General features: G+C 62.9%; 16 protein-coding genes and 1 tRNA gene. 5 read left to right on the forward strand and 12 right to left on the reverse strand.

The window, feature by feature from the left end; genetic code table 11:
* Window positions 1–34: 34 nt before the first annotated feature.
* A complete protein-coding gene (locus tag H9529_RS02640) occupies window positions 35–1,588 on the reverse strand; it encodes a capsular polysaccharide export protein, LipB/KpsS family (RefSeq protein WP_092891384.1) in 1,554 nt (517 codons plus the stop codon).
* 361 nt (window positions 1,589–1,949) lie between these two features.
* Here H9529_RS02640 and H9529_RS02645 point away from each other — a divergent pair, with 361 nt between their 5' ends.
* A complete protein-coding gene (locus H9529_RS02645) occupies window positions 1,950–3,251 on the forward strand; it encodes a DUF2254 domain-containing protein (protein ID WP_092891382.1) in 1,302 nt (433 codons plus the stop codon).
* A gap of 164 nt (window positions 3,252–3,415) precedes the next feature.
* On the opposite strand, the gene H9529_RS02650 is transcribed toward H9529_RS02645, so the two are convergent.
* From H9529_RS02650 to H9529_RS02665, 4 genes are all read right to left on the reverse strand, one after another.
* The gene (locus tag H9529_RS02650; protein ID WP_092891380.1) at window positions 3,416–4,645 is read right to left on the reverse strand and encodes a multidrug effflux MFS transporter; all 1,230 of its coding nucleotides are present in this window, start codon (window positions 4,643–4,645) and stop codon (window positions 3,416–3,418) included.
* The gene (locus tag H9529_RS02655) at window positions 4,646–5,281 is read right to left on the reverse strand and encodes a DsbA family oxidoreductase (RefSeq protein WP_092891378.1); all 636 of its coding nucleotides are present in this window, start codon (window positions 5,279–5,281) and stop codon (window positions 4,646–4,648) included.
* A complete protein-coding gene (locus tag H9529_RS02660) occupies window positions 5,268–6,971 on the reverse strand; it encodes a class I adenylate-forming enzyme family protein (RefSeq protein ID WP_092891376.1) in 1,704 nt (567 codons plus the stop codon). The genes H9529_RS02655 and H9529_RS02660 overlap by 14 nt, the downstream gene beginning before the upstream one ends.
* A gap of 552 nt (window positions 6,972–7,523) precedes the next feature.
* Window positions 7,524–9,335, reverse strand: coding sequence for an extracellular solute-binding protein (locus H9529_RS02665; protein WP_092891375.1), 1,812 nt, complete (start codon window positions 9,333–9,335; stop codon window positions 7,524–7,526).
* Between the two features lie 311 nt (window positions 9,336–9,646).
* On the opposite strand from H9529_RS02665, the gene H9529_RS02670 reads away from it, so the two are divergent.
* Window positions 9,647–10,420, forward strand: coding sequence for a 3-hydroxybutyrate dehydrogenase (locus H9529_RS02670; protein WP_092891374.1), 774 nt, complete (start codon window positions 9,647–9,649; stop codon window positions 10,418–10,420).
* Between the two features lie 60 nt (window positions 10,421–10,480).
* On the opposite strand, the gene H9529_RS02675 is transcribed toward H9529_RS02670, so the two are convergent.
* Window positions 10,481–10,918, reverse strand: a complete 438-nt coding sequence (locus H9529_RS02675; protein WP_092891372.1) for an iron-sulfur cluster assembly scaffold protein — start codon at window positions 10,916–10,918, stop codon at window positions 10,481–10,483.
* A gap of 63 nt (window positions 10,919–10,981) precedes the next feature.
* Between H9529_RS02675 and hisI the strand changes: the two genes are divergently transcribed.
* Complete coding sequence (gene hisI, locus H9529_RS02680; protein ID WP_092891370.1) at window positions 10,982–11,344, forward strand: phosphoribosyl-AMP cyclohydrolase; 363 nt, start codon at window positions 10,982–10,984, stop codon at window positions 11,342–11,344.
* On the opposite strand, the gene gluQRS is transcribed toward hisI, so the two are convergent.
* From gluQRS to gyrA, 4 genes are all read right to left on the reverse strand, one after another.
* Window positions 11,322–12,176, reverse strand: coding sequence for a tRNA glutamyl-Q(34) synthetase GluQRS (gluQRS, locus tag H9529_RS02685; protein WP_092891368.1), 855 nt, complete (start codon window positions 12,174–12,176; stop codon window positions 11,322–11,324). The genes hisI and gluQRS overlap by 23 nt on opposite strands.
* Entirely contained in the window at window positions 12,166–13,533 is a 1,368-nt protein-coding gene (trmFO, locus tag H9529_RS02690) for a methylenetetrahydrofolate--tRNA-(uracil(54)-C(5))-methyltransferase (FADH(2)-oxidizing) TrmFO (protein ID WP_092891366.1), read from the reverse strand. Before trmFO ends, gluQRS begins: the two co-directional genes overlap by 11 nt.
* A gap of 97 nt (window positions 13,534–13,630) precedes the next feature.
* Window positions 13,631–14,056, reverse strand: a complete 426-nt coding sequence (locus tag H9529_RS02695) for a hypothetical protein (RefSeq protein ID WP_223814271.1) — start codon at window positions 14,054–14,056, stop codon at window positions 13,631–13,633.
* Window positions 14,053–16,773: a DNA gyrase subunit A gene (gene gyrA / locus H9529_RS02700; RefSeq protein ID WP_092891364.1), complete on the reverse strand. Its 2,721-nt coding sequence runs from the start codon at window positions 16,771–16,773 to the stop codon at window positions 14,053–14,055. The genes H9529_RS02695 and gyrA overlap by 4 nt, the downstream gene beginning before the upstream one ends.
* A gap of 193 nt (window positions 16,774–16,966) precedes the next feature.
* Here gyrA and H9529_RS02705 point away from each other — a divergent pair, with 193 nt between their 5' ends.
* On the forward strand, window positions 16,967–17,236 hold the full coding sequence (locus H9529_RS02705; RefSeq protein ID WP_092891362.1) for an usg protein: 270 nt from the start codon (window positions 16,967–16,969) through the stop codon (window positions 17,234–17,236).
* Window positions 17,237–17,283: 47 nt separating this feature from the next.
* Here H9529_RS02705 and H9529_RS02710 read toward each other — a convergent pair whose 3' ends face one another.
* On the reverse strand, window positions 17,284–17,742 hold the full coding sequence (locus tag H9529_RS02710) for a disulfide bond formation protein B (RefSeq protein ID WP_092891360.1): 459 nt from the start codon (window positions 17,740–17,742) through the stop codon (window positions 17,284–17,286).
* Window positions 17,743–17,753: 11 nt separating this feature from the next.
* Window positions 17,754–18,332, reverse strand: a complete 579-nt coding sequence (locus H9529_RS02715) for a YqaA family protein (RefSeq protein ID WP_092891358.1) — start codon at window positions 18,330–18,332, stop codon at window positions 17,754–17,756.
* Window positions 18,333–18,473: 141 nt separating this feature from the next.
* On the opposite strand from H9529_RS02715, the gene H9529_RS02720 reads away from it, so the two are divergent.
* Window positions 18,474–18,559: transfer RNA gene (locus tag H9529_RS02720), tRNA-Leu, on the forward strand.
* Window positions 18,560–18,944 lie beyond the last annotated feature (385 nt).

Raw genomic sequence — 18,944 nt, forward strand, 5'->3', positions numbered from 1 at the left:
CCAAGCGGAGGCGATTCCGTCTGGCGCGCTTTGCTTACGGGACCAGGGTCGGATGCGGGGCCGCGCCACGCCGGGCTGCAGTGCCATGCTGCGGGGAGGTCTCTGCGTTTGATGCAATGCCGCTTGGCGCGATGAAGCTGGGGGCGATGGTGCCATCCAGCAGGCCCATCAGTTGCTTGGCGACGGTCTGCACATTGGCCGCGTCGGAATAGCCTTCTACGATTTCGATGTAGTCGCGGTCCACGACGCCGGGATGACAGCGCCCGAGCATTGCGCCCACAGCCTGTTGCAAGGCGTCATGCGCGAACGTCTTGCCCGCCACGTCCTGATAGCGCAGACCCTCGCGCCACTGCACGGCCCCCGGAAAGGCCCGATACCACGCGCCGCCAAAGACCAGCACGGGTTTGCCCATGCACAAGGCTTCCCAGCCAACAGTGCCTGTGATGGTGGCAACAAATTGCGCATGGGCCGTCAGGGCATGGGTATTTGCGTAGGAGGGCAGGAATTGCACCTTCGGAATGCGCTTCAGCCGGTGAAAGAACATCGGCCCGCGCATGTAGGCACCCTGTTTGGGGTTTTCCTTGACAAGGATGCGCACGCCCTCGGGCAGCATTTCTGCCAGACGCTCGATCATATAGGCCTGATCGCGGAACCGCCCACCAAGCGAGGATGTCGTCATCTCGGGCTGCATTTGCAGCGGCACATAGACATATTTGCCCGACAGGTCGATCTCTTGCCCTTCGTAGCTGGCCAACTGGTCGAAATAGCTCAGCGCGTGTTCATGGAAGAAGCCGGCGAAAGGGTCGCGCCAGCGCGGAAAGGCGCCGTAGACCTGTCGCATCCGCGCCAGCAGACGCCAGACATAGACCGGGTTCAGCGCGCGCCAGCGGCCCTTGAGCACCAGAAATGTCATCATCTCGGCCAAAGCCGCGGCGGTTATCTTGCCGCCCGCCTCGCGCTCTTGCTTCACGCCTTTCATGTAGAACAACTGCGGCTGTTCGCCCTGCGTAATCTCATGCGGTGGCGCATCAGGATCGGCGGGAAACAGCCCCATCGCCCCCACATCAGTGGTCGAAAAGAACTGGTTGGGAAACAGCGACTGTGTAACGATCAGCACCGGCAGCCCCATGGCCTTTGCCAGATAGTAAAGCGCGGTGTCATAGCCCAGATGCGGGACCGAGAAGATCAGCACATGGGTAACATTCCGGTCGCGCAGTTGCTGGGCGATGGTGTCGTAGAGGACGTGGAAATAGCTGTGATATTCGTCCAGCGTTTCGATCGGGTGCGACTTTTGCTTGAACATTGACGCGTTGCGGGTCAGGTGGTCGGCGAATTCGTCGCGCTGGCGGAAGTAATCCGGGGACTGGAAGACGACTTCGGCTGCGCCGCGATAGGAACTGCCTTCCATGACATGTCCTTCGGCGCCCCGGCTGGCCTTCATCCGCGACATGCTGGAGGCGCGGAATTGCGCTGTCTTCTCGCCAAATTGCAGCACGACGCGAATCGCGCCGCCGCTCTGGTCCTGCATTGCGGCCAAAACCCGGTCCGTGTCCTTGGTGGTTGAAATAACGGCAAGGCGCATGGTCATGGTGAAGTGCTTTCGAGACAGAAGATGTACCAAGGCAGCGCGCGACTGCCGCGCCGCACCAGTACCGCCCCCGACAGACCAGAGGCAAGGCCTGGAATCGCCCGGCGGTGGGGTGCGGTAGTGCCAAGGCGAATACCCGCCGAGGCCCGGGGCGATGGCGCGGCGGCAGCTGCGCGCGGCGGATGTGCCGCAACATTGATGGTTTTTGCTGCATGCGCGAAAGTCGCGCACGCATCTGGTTCAGGGCATTGTGTGCGGTAGCAATAGAATGCAACACTGCTTTGGGGCGTCGTGCACCAAGCGGCACCGTTGCAAGGAGACGGACCATGATGCGTCTGAGTGAACGCGCCACGGGTGAGACATGATTTCGCGCTATGTCTGGCACCTGCGTGAGACGTTGAAACAGGTCTGGGTGCGCGTCCTGGGCTTTGCCCTGCTGGCGCTGCTGGCGGTTGGGTTGGCGCGCCTCTTGTCGCCGCTTCTGCCTGAGACACTGGCGATTCAGACCGGGTCCGGCGCCGTGACGCAGCTTCTGGGCATTCTGACCTCGTCGATGCTGGCGGTCACGACCTTTTCGCTGTCGATTGCCGTATCGGCCTTTGCTGGCGCCGCCAGCGAGGCCACGCCGCGTGCCACGGTGCTGTTGCAGCAGGACCGCACGACGCAAAATGTGCTGGCGACATTTCTGGGGGCCTTTGTTTTCGGGCTTGTCGGACTTGTCGCGCTACATGCGCAATTGTTCGATTCGACGGGCAAGGTGGTCGTGTTCATCTTTACCGTCGCGGTGATCGGGCTGGTCGTGGCGGCGCTGATCGGTTGGATCGGGCACCTGATGCAGTTCGGTCGGATGGGAGATACGCTGGACCGGGTTGAAGCGGCCGCCAGCGATGCGCTGTCATGGCGGTTGGAGCATCCCTATCTTGGCGGTGTGCCGGGCTTTCAGGAACCCGCTTGCACGGGGCCGCCGCTGCTGTGCACCGAAACCGGCTATATCCAGCATATCGACATGATGGCGCTTCAGACCTGCGCCAAGGCCGTCGGCCTGCGGGTGTTCGTGCGGCGCGGCCCCGGTGCTTTCGTGGCCCCCGGCGTGCCGCTGGCGCATCTGGAGGGCGCACCTGTGGATGATGACGCCGCTGCCGCGCTGCGACGCGCCTTCACCGTTGGCACGCGCCGCACCTTTGAGGAAGACCCGCGCTTTGGCTTCGTGGTGATGACCGAAATCGCCACGCGCGCGCTGTCGCCTGCGGTGAACGACCCCGGCACTGCCATCGACATCCTGGGGCGGCATGTGCGCATGCTTTCGCTCTGGCGCGACCGCGCGGATGTCGAGGCTGCGTTCGACCGGATCATCGTGCCCGCAATCGCGCCGGTCGAGGTGGTCGAAGACGCGTTTCGCCCCATCGCGCGCGATGGGGCATCGCTGTTCGAGGTGCAGATCCGCCTGCAAAAGGCGCTGGCCGCGCTGCGTCAGACGGCGCCGGGGATCTTTGCCGCGCCCTGCGCGTCGATGGCGGCCGAAGCGCTGCACCGCGCCGAGGCGGCAGGGCTGTTGCCTGAGGAATTGCGGTTGATCCGCGGTGCCGCGCAGTTGCAAGCGGGCGAGGCAGCGGGGGGCAGTGCGCATTCATCCAGCCGGGACACAGCCCCAACCGGTATCTGAGGCGGACGTGGGCGGGGAACGCCTGCCTGTTGCTGCGTGCCTTTGGGCGCGGCCGCGTTGCATTTGGTCGCGCGCTGTGCCGGGGCTGGTGCTTGTCGCAACACCCGCCCGCCCGCGCCCGCCCATGCGCCACCAGCGCGCGACAGGCGGACGCGGCGTGGGTATTACACCGCCGGTTTGGGGCGGTTTGGGGTGCGGCGTTCCAGGACCATCAAGCAATAGGCCACGGACGAACAGACCAGCACGCCCAGCACCGCCGGGTAGGCCGTGCCGTTGAAGGCTTGCCCGATGGGGATCGCGATTATCACGGCCAGCACCGTGGACAGCGACCCCACGACCGCCGAGGCCATGCCCGCGATATGGCCCATATCCTCCAGCGCCAGCGCATTCAGATTGCCGAAGGTCAGCCCGATAGAGAAGAAGCTGCAGCACATGTAGACGAAGAACACCGCGAAATTCCACGGCGCGGGCAAGTTCAGCGACATCAGCACCAACGCCACCACCGACACCGTGGCCTGCCATGCAAAGGCGGTCGTTGCCAACTTGCGCATGCCCAGCCGCATCACGAGTTTCGCATTCACCAGGCTGGCGCTGCCCGCGAACAGGGCGACGCCTGCGAACCACAGCGGGAAGGTTTCGGCGCGGTCGAAGACCTGATCAAAAATCTGCGGCGCGCTGGAAAGCCAGGCAAACATCTGGCCAAAGCCGAAGGACATCGCGGCGATGAAGAACTGGACCGAGCGGTTGCTCAGCACCTCTTGCAGCGCCGACCAAAGCGAGGCCACCTGAAGCGGGCGACGGTCCGCGACGGCCAGCGTTTCGGGCTGACGAATGGCCAACCACAGGGTCGAAATCACGCCAAAAACGATGAAGGCGCCAAAGACGGCGCGCCAGCCCGCCAGGCTGATGATGACCGCGCCAAGCGACGGCGCCAGCGCGGGCACAAGGATGAACACCGTCATCACGAAGGACATGACCCTTGCCATTGCCCGGCCCTCATAAAGGTCGCGCACCATTGCCACGGTGACGATGCGCGGCCCCGAAGCGCCCAAGCCCTGGACAAAACGCGCCAGCAGCAGCATTTCCAACGATTGTGAATATGCCGCCACGGCGGCAGCCAGCATGTAAAGCCCCATGCCCCAGACCACGATGGTCTTGCGACCGTAAGCATCTGACAGGGGCCCTGCGATCAGCGTGCCCGACCCCATGCCCAGCATGAACGAGGTGACGACCAGCTGCGCGCGGTTCACGTCGCCGGGCGACAGGTCCTGTCCGATCTGGATCAGCGCGGGCAACATGGCATCGACGCTGAAGGCGATGGTGGCAAACAGCATGGCAAAGAGCGCGATGAATTCGGGAAAGGCGACCTGCCTCTTTGGTTGAAACAAGGGCATTCAGATTTCCTTCCGGGTGATCTCATCAATGACGTCCTGCCAGAGCCGGACGGGTTGCGCGCCGCTGACCACATGGGTATCGGCGACGACAAAGCAAGGGACGCCCTGGATGCCGCGCGCGCGTGGATGGCGGTCGCGTTCGCGGATGGCCTCCATATCCGCGTCGGTTGCCAACAGTCGCGCGGCGACGTCGGCATCCATGCCAGCGGTTCCGGCGATGTCGGTCAGCACCAGCGCATCCCCAATGTCGCGGCCCTGCTGGAAGTACGCGCGAAAGAGCGCCGCGACCACGGCGCTTTGCCGCCCCTCCAGTCCCGCCCAATGGATCAGGCGGTGGGCGTCAAGCGTGTTGGGCGTGCGGCTCACCGCGCCCAGATCCAGCGTCAGGCCTGCGGCCTCGGCTGCTTCAATCACCGGCATATAGGCCTTCACCGCGTCATTTGGATTGCCGAATTTCAGCGTCAGGTAATCACGGCGGTCCATCCCCTCGGCAGGCATGTCGGGGTTGAGCTGGAAGGGATGCCATTCGATCACAAAGGGATGATCGGGGCGACTTTCCAATGCGCGGTCCAGATTGGCCTTGCCGATGTAGCACCAGGGGCAGATCGGGTCCGAGAAGATATCAAGCCTGACCATGTGCGGCCTCCCATTCCTGCCGCAGCACGCGGCGTAGCAACTTGTTATTCGCCCCGCGTGGCAGGGCTGTGACGGGGACAAACAGCCGGGGCTGTTTGTAGCGTGCAAGGTTCTGGGCGGCGAAGCGCGCCAGGTCGTCAGGGTCCGTGGTAGGGTCGGCTGGCGGCGTCTGGCCGGCGTATGGTGCCGGTGCAGGGCGCGCCGCTGCGGGCGATCCCGGCGGTGCGAAAGGAGCAGGTCCGCCCGAGGCAGGCTCGCTGGATGCTGGTCCGCAAGACGCTGACCCGCCGGGCGTGTCCGCCATCCGCCCGCCAGGGTCCGTCGCGACATAGAAGGCTGCGATCACGCTGGTTCCGGGTTTCACCTGCACTTCGGCGCAGGCGCATTCCAGGATGGCGGGGTGGGTATTCAGCACACGCTCTACCTCGATGGGCGAGACGCGAAAACCGCCCGCGTTCATCATATCATCGTCGCGGCCCATGTAATGCACGGCGCCGTCTTGTGCCAGCATCACGCTGTCGCCGGTCAGGAACCAATCCCCCGCGAAGCAGGCTGCGGTGGCCTCTGCCGCGTTGCGATAGCCCAGGAAGAGGCCCGGGTCGCTGCGGTGGATTGCCAGCGTGCCGGTCTGGCCATGGGGAAGGGGCGCGTGGTCCGGTCCCAGCACCGCGATGCGTCGCCCCGGCTGCGCATAGCCTGAAGCACCGGGCGGCACGGGACGGTCAGGCGCCGCCGACACGAAGGTCGAGCATTCGGACATCCCCAGCGCCTCATAGACCGGGCGGCCCGTCGCTGCGACCCAGGCATCACGGGTGACATCGGGCAGTTTCTCGCCCGCTGAAAGGGCATGGCGCAGGTGGGGCAGGGGCAGCGCATCCGCCCCACGCAGCATCTGGCGGAAGACACCGGGCGCCGCGGCAAAAAGTGTCGCGTCAAACCGGCGCAGCATCAGGGCCAGGGTTGCGGTGTCGGACGGGATCAGCGCTGTCGCCCCGATCGCCCAGGGATCCATAAGCCCCGTGCCCAGCGTATAGGTCCAGTTGAATGCGCCCGCATGCAATAGCCGGTCGTCGGGGCGAAGGCCGTACCAGCCGTCCCACATCATCCGTCGCGCCCAGACGGCGCGATGTGCATGCATCACTGCGCGCGCCACGCCTGAGGTCCCGGATGTATAAATGATATAGGCCAGCCGGTCGGGGTTGCCCTGCCCATCCGCGCCCATATCCCAGTCGCAGGGCGGCATGTCGCGCATGGCCACCAGATCGGCGGCGCGCAGGGTAGGGATGCTGTCATCTTGGGGCAGGGCGATGCCGTCCCCCGCGACAATCAGCGCGGGCTGCAGGCCATGGGCCAGCGACGTGACCTCGGGCATCGTCAGGGTGGCGGGAGTGGGCACAGGAATTAGGCCTGCGGCAATCGCCCCCAGATAGGTCAGCGGGAAATCGACACTATTGCCCAGCCGCATCAGCACCCGGTCACCGGGGCTGAGGCCCTGTGCCAACAGGCCGGTGCCCACGCCGCGCACCGCTGCACTCAGGCGCGCATAGCTCCACCGCTCTGCGCCCGAGGTGCGCAGGATGTGGAGTGCGATCTTGTCGGGCGTGGCCTGCCCTGCGGCCAGCACATAGCGCGCCATGTTGAACGGCGCGGGGCAGGCGACGGGCGCGGTGGATGGGGTGAGTGAACGCATAGCATATCTGCTACGCCCGGGCGGGGGCACATGCAAGCCACGCCTGCCCCCGCAGCCGCGCACAGGCTTTTGTGTGCCGATGCACGGGTCTGGTTGCGTGTTGACGCGCGATGGCAGGGTGATGAACCTTTGCCGGGTGCGAACCCCTTTGCGTCAGTCACCTGTACGAAGGCAATCCCGTGTGGACAAGGAAAGCCCGACATATCCCCGTCCGTGCGCAACGTTGTCCCGCTGATCGCTTCGGTCAGCATTGCAACGGATCGCGCCCACGAATTGGGGGACGGGGGATTTGACCCTTGAGACTTGAAAAGGTATCTAGCACCGCATGGGCATAGCGTAGCATGCAAAAAACCGTCACGCTGCCGGATCGCGCGCGTGTCCCATGCTGTCACAGGCCTCTTTTCTGGCCCTCTCAGTACCCGCCGCCGCCGCCGAACCAGCCCTGAACGGTCTGCGCCCCGGATGTAACGTCAGTACCGACCCCGGCAACGGTATTGCAACCTGCAAGTCCTGCCATGCAGACGGCGATGAGGATGACTGCTCGCATTGTTTTTATTCCTCTGACCACCAGACCTCTGGTTGGAAACCCAACCAGTCGCCATACATAGGCAGCCTTTCAGGGAATTTCAAATATGATGCGTGGGCGATGCGCGACACCGGGCTGTGCCACAGCGGGATCACATAGCGCCCGGCGGTCAGCACCCTGTCCAGCGCCTTGGCGGCGGCAATGAAATCGTCCTGCGCGGTCCCGGTGAGCAGGCGGTCGATCATCGCTTCGGCGGCGGGGCTGTTCATGCCCATCCAGTTTCGGTGCCCGGGCTGTTCAACGCCATCGCTGCCCCAATAAAGCATCTGTTCATTCCCGGGGCTGAGTGAGAGCGAACGCACGATATGCGTCATGTCGAAATCATAGACCTGCGTGCGTTCCGTGTATTGCGCGCTGTCCACGGTCTCGACGCGGGCGGTGATGCCCAGACGCCGCAGCGATTCCACATAGATATCAAGGATCGCCCCCATTTCTGTTGCGGCCTGCCGCATCAGGATCGTGAAGGTGAAGGGCTGGCCGTCTGCGTTGCGCAATACACCTTCTTGCACGCTCCATCCCGCGTCTTGCAGCAGGCGGGTGGCAGCGCGGATATTGGCGCGGTTGGCAGACGATCCGTCGGACAGCGGCACGCTGTAGCCCTCCAGCGCCCCCGGCGGCAGATCTGCGGCGAAGGGTTCCAGAAACTCGGACACACGGCCCGTTGCAGGGCCATGATCCATGCCCAGAACGGAATTCGAGAAATACGAAGTGATACGCGGCTGATCGCCGCCGGTGACCGTCCGGTTGATAAGCTCAAAATTGAACGCATGGATCAAAGCGTCACGCACGCGCAGATCGTCAAACGGCGCGCGGCGGGTGTTGAACACCAACCCGGTCATGCCGCTGGGCCGCTGGTGCGGGATCTCGGATTGCACCACATCACCCGATTGCACGGCGGGAAAATCATAGCTGTCAGCCCAGCGAGCGGCGTTGCCTTCGCGCCATGAGGTCACGATGCCTGCCTTGAATTGTTCGAATGCAACGCCCGAATCCGCAAAGAACTCATAGCGTACTTCATCGAAATTGTGCTGCCCGCGATAGAAATTCAGATCGGCCCCCCACCAGTCAGGGTTCTTCACGAAGCTGATGGTCCGCCCGACATCGACTTCGTCCACCACATAAGGGCCCGAGCCGATGATCGGCTGCATCGAGGATTGCGCAAAGTCGCGCCCCTGAAACTGTGCCTTTTGCAAGATTGGGCGCAGACCGAGGATCAGCGGCAGCTCTCGATCCGCTTCGGTGAATGTGAAGCGCACGCTGCGCGGGCCTGCAGCCTCTGCCGTCGCGATCTTTTGCCACGCACCGAGGTAGCGCGGCTGCCCTTCGGTGCCCAGCGTCTCGAAGGACCACAGCACGTCCTCGACTGTGACGGGGCTGCCATCGGAAAACCGCGCCTCGGGGCGCAGGGTGAATTCGACAAAGTCGCGCGCGGCGTTGGTTTCCACCGATTCGGCCAGCACGCCATACAACGCGAAGGGTTCATCGTAGTTGCGACCCAGCAGCGTCTCCACCGTCAGCAGGCCTACGCCGTAGGGGGCCGAGCCGCGCAGAATGTAGGGGTTGAGGCTGTCGAACCCGCCCACTTCGGCAAAAACAATCTGCCCGCCCTTTGGGGCATCCGGGTTGGCCTGTGGCAGTGACACAAAATCTGGGGGAAGCGCCGGCGCACCGTACATAGCGATGCCATGCGTGGGCTGTGCCCAGGCGCCGGACCCTGACGCGACCGCCAGCGAAAGCGTGAGCGAAATGCCAAGAGCCACCGATCTGAAAGCGCGCATGGGTGCAGTTCCTTTGCCTGAGTGTCAGCTTTGCTGTCACATTGTTGCGTTTCACGCTACTGATAGTTTGATGCTATTTCAAACTTTTAGCTTGGATAGCTCAGAAAGAATGGGTATAACACACGTACTGCTCGATAGGTTTCTTGCCTGTATGAAACCTGCCTCAATGACTTGCGCCCGCCTTGTGCGGGCGCTTTTTTTTGGCCAATCGGCGGCTTCTCGCAGCGAAGTGATGCGACCCCCACTGGGGGGGCTGGTCATCAGCACGCGCGCGCGTATGGTGCCGATAACCTTAAAAAAAGGAGGATTCTATGACCTTGGCAGGAAAACGCGCAATCGTGACCGGTTCGACTTCGGGCATCGGGCTGGGCATCGCCCGGTCGTTGGCCGAAGCGGGTGCAGAGGTGATTCTGAACTCATTCAGCGATTCGACCGAAGACCATGCGCTGGCCACCGATCTGGCGACGGAATTCGGCGTGACCGTGCGCTACATTCAGGCGGATATGTCCAAGGGAGATGCCGCGCGCGCGCTTGTTGAAAAGGCGGGCGGCTGCGACATTCTGGTGAACAACGCAGGCATCCAGCACGTCGCGCGGATCGAGGAATTTCCGACCGAGAAATGGGATGCGATTATCGCGATCAACCTGAGCTCTGCCTTCCACACCACCGCCGCAGCGCTGCCCGGCATGGTAAAGAAGGGCTGGGGCCGGGTCATCAACATCTCGTCCGCGCATGGGCTGACGGCCTCACCTTACAAATCTGCCTATATCGCGGCTAAACACGGGGTCATCGGCCTGACGAAGACCACCGCGCTGGAAATGGCGGGCAAGGGCGTGACGGCCAATGCGATCTGCCCGGGCTATGTGCTGACCCCGATTGTCGAAAAACAGATCCCCGACCAGATGAAGACGCATGATATGGACCGCGAGACGGTCATCAAGGAGGTCATGCTGTCGCGCCAACCCTCGGGCGAATTCGCGACTGTTGAACAGATGGGCGGCACGGCGGTGTTCCTGGCTTCTGACGCGGCAGCCCAGATAACCGGCACCACGATCAGCGTGGATGGCGGCTGGACGGCAATGTAGGCTTCGCGACCCTTACCCGCGATTGTTCCGGGTAAGGTGGGCGGTCTTTGCGCGCGGCTGTCACGCGGGCTGGTCGAACGCCTCCAGCGTCGCGTCGAGTGCTAGCAGGATCGAGGCATGGCGGTTCTTGTATTCCCGCGCGGGCAGCAGCACCTCGAACCCGTCGAAAGGTGCGTCGGGGGGCGGGGCGTCGGCCTTCAGCATCGCGTGCAGCGCGTCGCGGGCCGCCCGGATCTGAGGCTTGGTGCGTCCGATCACAGCCGCGCCCAGCACGGCGGCAGCAGCCTGACCCAGCGCGCAGGCCCTCACCTCCTGTCCGAAACGGCTGATGCGCCCGTCGGTCACATCCATGTCCACCGTCACGGTCGACCCACACAGCGGCGAGCGTTTGCGCGCGGTGAATTGCGGCGTGTCCAGTCGGCCCAAGTGTGGAATATCGGCGGTCAACGCCAGAATCCGGCCGGAATACAGTTTTATCAGCTCGGCATTTTCAGACATCCGGGTTTTCCTGTGTGCGGCTTTAGCGTAAACGATGCTGTAATCTTGAACAGGATTTAACTCATGAACTTCGATCCGCAATCCCTGCGCTACGATTCCAATGGCCTGATCCCGGTGATCGCGCAGGACCATCTGTCGCAAGAGGTGCTGATGATGGCCTGGATGAACGCGGAATCGGTGGCGCAGACCCTGGCCACGGGGAAAGTGACCTATTGGTCACGTTCGCGTCAGGCCTTCTGGGTGAAGGGCGAAACCTCGGGGCATGTGCAGCGGATGGTAGAGCTGCGGGTGGATTGCGACCGCGATTGCCTGCTGGCGCTGGTAGATCAGGTGGGGCCCGCCTGCCACACCAATCGCCGGTCGTGTTTCTACACTGCCGTGCGCGACGGGGAAGAGGTTGAGATCATGGCGCCGATGGCAGATTGAGCAGGTCGCGAATGTCGCTCGGCGTGGCACCGGCGTCGCGGTAGCTGCGGATCGCGCGGGCGGCATCGCGTTTGGCCAGCCGCTTGCCTTCATCGTCGCGGATCAGCCGATGGTGGTGATAAGCGGGCGTGGGCAGGGCCAGCAATCGTTGCAGCAAGACATGGATGAATGTCGCTGCAAAGAGGTCCGCGCCGCGCGTGACTTCGGTGATGCCCTGCGCCGCGTCATCCACCACAACTGCAATGTGATAACTGGTGCCGATGTCGCGCCGAGCCAGCACGATATCGCCGATGCTGTGCGCCATGTCGCTGGGCGTCATCTGGTGCACGCGCTGGGAGTATCCGGGGCCGGTATCGGTGAAGGTGACCGGCCCGGTCAGGGCGCTTGCACGGGCGATGTCGAGGCGGATCGCGTCGGTGGGTTGCGCGTCGGCCATCGTCCGGTTGCGGCAGGTGCCGGGATAAAGCGGGCCATCGGGGCCAATCGGCGCGCCTTCTTGCGGGGCGGACAGGGCGGCACGGATGTCGGCCCGCGAGCAGCGGCAAGGATACGTCAGGCCCATGGCCGACAGCCGCGCCAAGGCCGATGTGTAATGATACAGCCGGTCGGATTGTCGCCAGACCGGGCTGGGCCATGTCAGGCCCAGCCAGCGAAGATCATCATAAATCGAGCCCTCGAACGCAGGCTTGCAGCGCGCGGTGTCGATGTCTTCCAGCCGCAGCAAGAAGGTATCGCCGCGCCCGGCAGCGATCAGGGCAGAAAACGCATGACCCAGATGCAAAAGCCCAGTTGGCGAAGGGGCAAACCGGGTAATTCGTGCTTCATGCGGCATCTGAAGTTTGCGCGTCAAGCCATTGAAGATAGGCGGCTTTGGCCCGGTCGGTATAGCCCTTGTAGCGTGTCATGCGCCCCCGGCGCCCGCCCTTGGCGTCGATGGGCGGGAAAAGGCCGAAATTTACGTTCATCGGCTGAAAGGTCTTCGCCTCGGCCCCGCCGGTGATGTGATGCACCAGTGCGCCCATGGCGGTTTCGCGCGGGGGGGCACCCACGGGCTGGCCCAGAATGTCGCCCACCGCCAGTCGCCCGGCCAGAAGGCCCATGGCGGCGGATTCCACATACCCTTCCACCCCCGTGATCTGTCCGGCAAAGCGAATATGGGGCCGGGATTTCAGGCGCAGGTGATCATCGAGCAGCGTAGGCGAATTGAGGAAAGTGTTGCGGTGGATGCCACCCAGCCGGGCAAACTGCGCGCCTTCGAGTCCTGGAATTGTTTTAAGAACAGATACTTGCGCGCCGTACTTCATCTTTGTCTGGAACCCTACGATGTTGTAGAGCGTCCCCAGCGCATTGTCGCGGCGCAGCTGCACCACGGCCCAGGGCTTCACATCAGGGGCATGCGGGTTGGTCAGGCCTACGGGTTTCATCGGGCCATGGCGCAGGGTCTCGCGCCCGCGTTCGGCCATCACTTCGATCGGCAGGCAGCCGTCAAAGTAATTGGCGGTTTCACCGGCGTGGAATTCGGTCTTTTCGGCTTCTAGCAGGGCGTCGATGAACGCGTCATATTGCGCGCGGTCCATCGGGCAATTGAGGTAGGCTTTTTGTTCGGCCTCGGTCTCGCCCTTGTCATAGCGCGATTGGAACCATGCCTTCGACAGATCAATGCTGTCGAAATAGATGATCGGCGCGATGGCGTCGAAAAAGGCCAGCGCCTCGGCCCCGGTCTCAGCCCGGATCGCCGCGCCAAGGGCGTCCGAGGTCAGGGGGCCGGTGGCAATGATCCAATGGCCGCTGTCGGGCAGCGCGGTGATTTCGCCGGGTTGCACGGTGACATTGGGATGCGCGCGCAGCTTTGCGGTGACGGCGCGGGCAAAGGCCTCTCGGTCCACGGCCAATGCGCCGCCGGCGGGCAGGGCATGGGCATCGGCCATGGCCATGATGAGGCCGCCCGCCTGTCGCATTTCCCAATGCAAGAGGCCTACGGCGTTCTGTTCGTCATCATCCGAGCGGAACGAGTTGGAACACACCATTTCCGCCAGATCCCCGGTCTGATGGGCGAAAGTGCCGACCGAGGGCCGCATCTCATGGATGATGACGGGCACGCCTGCGTTGGCGGCCTGCCACGCGGCCTCGGCGCCGGCCATGCCGCCGCCTACAATGTTCAGGGGGGCGATGTTCAGTTGATTTGTCATCTGCGATATGTCGCCTTTTCTGTATCAGATTGCAAAGCCTGACGGCTTCAAGCCTATTTTTTGAACCTGTGGCGGCCCAAGCCTTTGACAACCGGCCCTAGGGGACAAGCTGCGCGCGATGGAAGGCTTCGGCCTGCGGCCCGCTGTCGGGGCCATGGTAGAGATGGAGCGCGCGCGCACGGGCAAAAAAGCCCGGTGCGGGAAGGGTGCCGGGCACGCGCGCCAGCACCCGGGCGGCGCGCAGGGGGCGGTGAGCGGCAATATCCTGCGCCATGCTGCGTTCCAAGGCGGCGGTCAGTTTTGCGATGGAACCGGGGCCGGGGATGTTGAGCACGCGCGCAAGGGCGCCGTAGGTGGTGACGGTTCGAGTGGCGGCGAGAGCGGCGAGGGCAGCGTTGAGACGCGCCTCCAGATCCGTGGTCGCGTGCGCGTCGCGGTGATGATCCTGCGTGTCGGGGCTGTCCGCGTCAACCGGCGGGACGCTGTTGCCCCGCCGATCATGTGACCCGATCCGACCCGTCATTCCGTTTCGGTGGCGGTGTCATCCTCGGTATCCACGATCCGGGCGACGGAAACCACGATTTCGCCTGCAGCAGTGTTGAACACCTTGACCCCGCCCGCCGCGCGCGAGCGGAACGAGATGCCATCGACCGGGCAACGGATCGACTGGCCGGTCGAGGTCGCCAGCATGATCTGGTCGGACATATCCACCGGGAAACAGGCAACCAGCGGCCCGCCGCGCATCGCCTTGTCCGACGCGCCGACGCCCATACCACCGCGCCCGCGAACCGGGTAGCCGTGGCTGGATGACAGCTTGCCGGTGCCGCGCGACGTAATGGTCAGCAGCAGATCTTCATAGGCGGACATTTCTGCGTAGCGTTCGGGGGACAGTTGCCCGCCCTCGACCGCGTCTTCATCTTCATCCACCTCTTCCTCGGCCGCACCCAGCATGGCGCGGCGCATTTTCAGATAGGCGGTGCGTTCTTCGGCGGTGGCGTCGAAATGCCGGATCACTGCCATGGAGACAACGCGGTCGCCGTTCGCCAGCCGAATGCCGCGCACCCCGGTGCTGTCGCGGCCCTTGAAGACGCGCACATCGGTCGTGGGGAAGCGGATGGCCCGGCCAAGCGCGGTGACCAGCATCACATCATCCATCTCATCGCAGATCCGGGCATTCACCAGTTTCACGCCTTCGGGCAGCTTCATCGCGATCTTGCCGTTGCGCATGACGTTGGTAAAGTCTGAGAGGGCGTTGCGGCGCACATCGCCCGCGCTGGTGGCGAAAGTGATTTGCAGGTTCTCCCACTCATCCTCAGGGCGTTCCACTGGCATGATCGCCGCGATGGAGACACCGGGGGTGATCGGCAAAATGTTGACGATGGCCTTGCCGCGCGCGTTGCGGCCCGCCAGCGGCAGGCGCCATGTCTTCAGCTTGTAGGCCATGCCGTCGGTGGTGAAGAACAAAAGCTGGGTATGGGTGTTGGCCACGAAAAGTTGTGTGACCAGGTCATCTTCCTTCGTGGTCATCCCGGCCAGACCCTTGCCGCCGCGACGCTGCGCGCGGAATTCGGCCAAGGGTGTGCGTTTGATATAGCCGGCCGAGGTTATGGTAACGACCATATCCTCGCGCTCTATCAGGTCTTCGTCATCCATATCGCCGGCCCAGTCGACGATTTCTGTACGGCGCGGGACGGCGAAATTCTCGCGCACTTCGCGCAGCTCGTCGCTGATGATCTCCATGATCCGGGTGCGCGACCGCAGGATGTCGAGGTAATCCATGATCTTGGCGGCGAGGTCTTCCAGCTCATCCGTGACCTCCTTGACGCCCATCGCGGTCAGGCGTTGCAGGCGCAGTTCCAGAATGGCACGGGCCTGAATTTCCGACAGGTTATAGGTGCCGTCGTCGTTCATCGTATGGCTGGGGTCGTCGATCAGCCGGATGTATGCGGCGATGTCATGGGCGGGCCAGCGGCGGGTCATCAGTTTTTCGCGCGCTTCGGCCGGGTCGGCGCTGGCACGAATGGTGGTCACGACTTCGTCGACGTTCGACACCGCCACCGCAAGACCGCACAGCACATGGCTGCGTTCACGCGCCTTGCGCAACTCAAATGCAGTGCGGCGCGCGACGACTTCTTCGCGGAAGCCGATGAAGTAATGCAGAAAATCGCGCAGGCGCAGCTGTTCGGGCCGCCCCCCGTTCAGAGCCAGCATGTTGCAGCCAAAGCTGACCTGCATCGGCGTGAAGCGGAACAATTGGTTCAGCACGACATCGGGCGTCGCGTCACGTTTCAGTTCCACAACCACGCGCACGCCGATGCGGTCGGATTCGTCTTGCACATGCGAGATGCCTTCGATCCGCTTGTCGCGCACCGCCTCGGCGATGCGTTCCACCATGGTGGATTTGTTCACCTGGTAGGGGATCTCGTCGATGATGATGGCGTAGCGGTCCTTGCGGAGTTCCTCGATATGGGTTTTCGAGCGGATGATGACCGAACCGCGGCCTTCCATGTAGGCCTTGCGCGCGCCGGAGCGGCCCAGGATCAACCCGCCGGTGGGGAAGTCGGGGGCTGGGATGTATTGCATCAGGTCTTCGGAAGACAGATCAGGCGACTCGATCAGTGCCAGCGTGGCGTCGATGACTTCGCCCAGGTTATGCGGCGGGATGTTGGTCGCCATGCCGACGGCAATACCGCCCGCGCCATTGACCAGCATGTTGGGGAAGCGCGCAGGCAGGACGCTGGGCTCGCGGTCCTGACCGTCGTAGTTGTCCTGAAAATCAACCGTGTCCTTGTTGATATCGGCCAGCAGCGCGGCGGCGGGCTTGTCCATCCGGACCTCGGTGTACCGCATGGCGGCGGGGTTATCACCGTCCATGGAGCCGAAGTTGCCCTGACCGTCCAGCAGTTTGAGCGACATCGAGAACGGCTGCGCCATCCGCACCAGCGCGTCATAAACGGCGGAATCACCATGGGGGTGATATTTACCGATCACGTCGCCGACCACCCGGGCCGATTTGCGGTACGGTTTATCGTTGTAAAACCCGTTCATGTGCATGGAAAACAGGATGCGCCGGTGTACGGGTTTCAACCCGTCGCGCAGGTCCGGAATGGCGCGGCTGACGATAACGCTCATGGCGTAATCAAGATAAGACGTGCGCATCTCCTGTTCGATGGAGATCGTCGATCCTATCGGCGTCCGCTTTTCTTCTGTGTTTTCAGGGGTTTCGGGCGTATCGCTCACGAAGGCCTCTCATTCCATGGGGGTCACAAGATATAGTTTCACGCACTATAACGTAAGCTGCATCTGGGGTGCAATGGCCGATGCCCGCGCGCATTGGCAGCCGTGGCATTCGGCTGCTAGCAGATTGTTTTTATTGATAAGTTAATAATTTTGCGATGCACTCAAGGAATCGTCCCATCTGATGAGGTGTACCATGCAGGCTTCTGAAACCGAATTGATGCTGAAGGGCTACGGGCTGACCACAGCCGAACTGTTCTACCGGATGCCGGATTACCGCAATGTCCTCAATATCTTCGTCTGGCAGGAATATGACCTTGCCCCGGATTATCCGCGACTGTTCGGGTTCATCGACTTCTGGAAGGGCCAGATCGAAGGGCCGCTGCACTCGGTCCGCTTCACGTATCGCAAGCTGCTCTCGCCGGGCAAATGGCGCAATGTGGTGGGTGAGCTGGTATTGCACTGAGGGGCCGGGCGCGGGCAGGGAAGTGACGCAGCAAGCATGTCCCGCGCCTAGGGCCGCCGCAGCGCCGAAAGCCACAGGGCGGCCAGCACCAGGGACAGCAGCGCGTTCCAACTGGCCATCGACAAGCCGAGCAATTCCCACGGCACCTCATCGCAACGCACAACGGGGGCGGCCAGCACGCGGTCCAGCAATTGTTCAGGCGTCAGGGCGGACATGTCGCCACCGCCGGAGCAACTGGTGGGGCCGGGCCACCAGCCGCGTTCGACGCCTGTGTGGTAGATGCCGATGCCGCCCGATGTCGCGGTGCCCGCAGCGCCGATCAGTGGCCAAACGGGCCCCGGCAGTATCAGCCCCATCGCCCCGAGAAATGCTACAACATGCGGCCAGCGTTGCCAGATGCACAGCTGGCAGGGCGCCATGCCGCCGATATGCTGAAACGCCAGCGCGGCAAGCAACAGCCCCGCCGACCCTGCCAGCGCCAGCGCGATGCGTATTTGCCTGGTCATGCAAAGCCTCCTCACAGGAACCGGACCACGATGAAGCCGCCGATCAGCAGCACGCAGAACACGGTAAACATCAGCCCCAGACGGCGTTCGATGAAATCGCGGATCGGCGCGCCGAATTTCCACAAAAGCGCTGCCACGATAAAGAAGCGTAGCCCCCGTGCCACGACGCTGGCCAGCATGAAGACCGGCAACGACAGGTTCGTGGCCCCTGACAGGATGGTAATGACCTTGTAGGGAAATGGCGTGACCCCCGCGATCAGCACGGCCCAGGCACCGTATTCGTTATAGCGCGCGCGGAAATCGTCGAAATAGGCGTCTTTGCCGTAGAATTCCAGCACAGGTCGGCCGATACTCTCAAACATGCCATACCCAATGTAATAGCCCAGCAGCCCGCCCAGCACCGAACTGACCGTGGCGACGGCGGCGATCAGGAAGGCGCGGCGCGGCGCGGCGATGATCATGGGAATCATCAGGACATCGGGAGGGATCGGGAAGACCGAGCTTTCGATGAACGCGACCAATGCGAGCGCCCAGAGCGCATGCTTCGATTGCGCCAGTGACAGGGTGCGTGTGTAGAGTGCTCTGAGCATGATCTTCCCGTCTGCTACTGCTCGTTGCATCCACCATGCGCAGGCCAAATGGTCAAGCCGTGGAATGTCGCGGTCGCCGCAAAGGACCCGTTGACCAGCGCGCATGTGCAAGGTATCAGCACTTCGCTGGCATCACAGCTGGCCCGAGTGGCGGAACGGTAGACGCAGAGGATTCAAAATCCTCCGCCCTTGCGGGTGTGTGGGTTCGAATCCCACCTCGGGCACCAAAAACCCTGTTTTCATACCAACAAGATCCAATTCTGCCGCGAAGTTTACTGCATTGCGGCGCGCTATGCATGATTCGTGCGGCTTTTTGGGTGGTGTCACGACAATCTGCGCAGTAACGTTCCTTGTGAGTTTGTGCGGACAAAGGAATTGGTGATCTGAAGGCAGGAATTACGCTATTGCACCGCGTGATACACGCAACGGCCCCGCAAATTGTATGACTCGTGTGCGGAACGGGGGCCGATATCTCCGATTGTTGGATCGGAAACAGCATGTTTCCTTATTTTAGACAGATTCTTGCGGAAAGACTGCATGACAAGTGTCACTTTGGTATAGTCTTTCCGTAAGCCGTTAGTATGACGAAGATCGGCGGGGATGCGGTGCCTT

The organism is Roseicitreum antarcticum, from assembly GCF_014681765.1.
In the GTDB taxonomy this organism is placed as follows: Bacteria; Pseudomonadota; Alphaproteobacteria; order Rhodobacterales; family Rhodobacteraceae; genus Roseicitreum; species Roseicitreum antarcticum.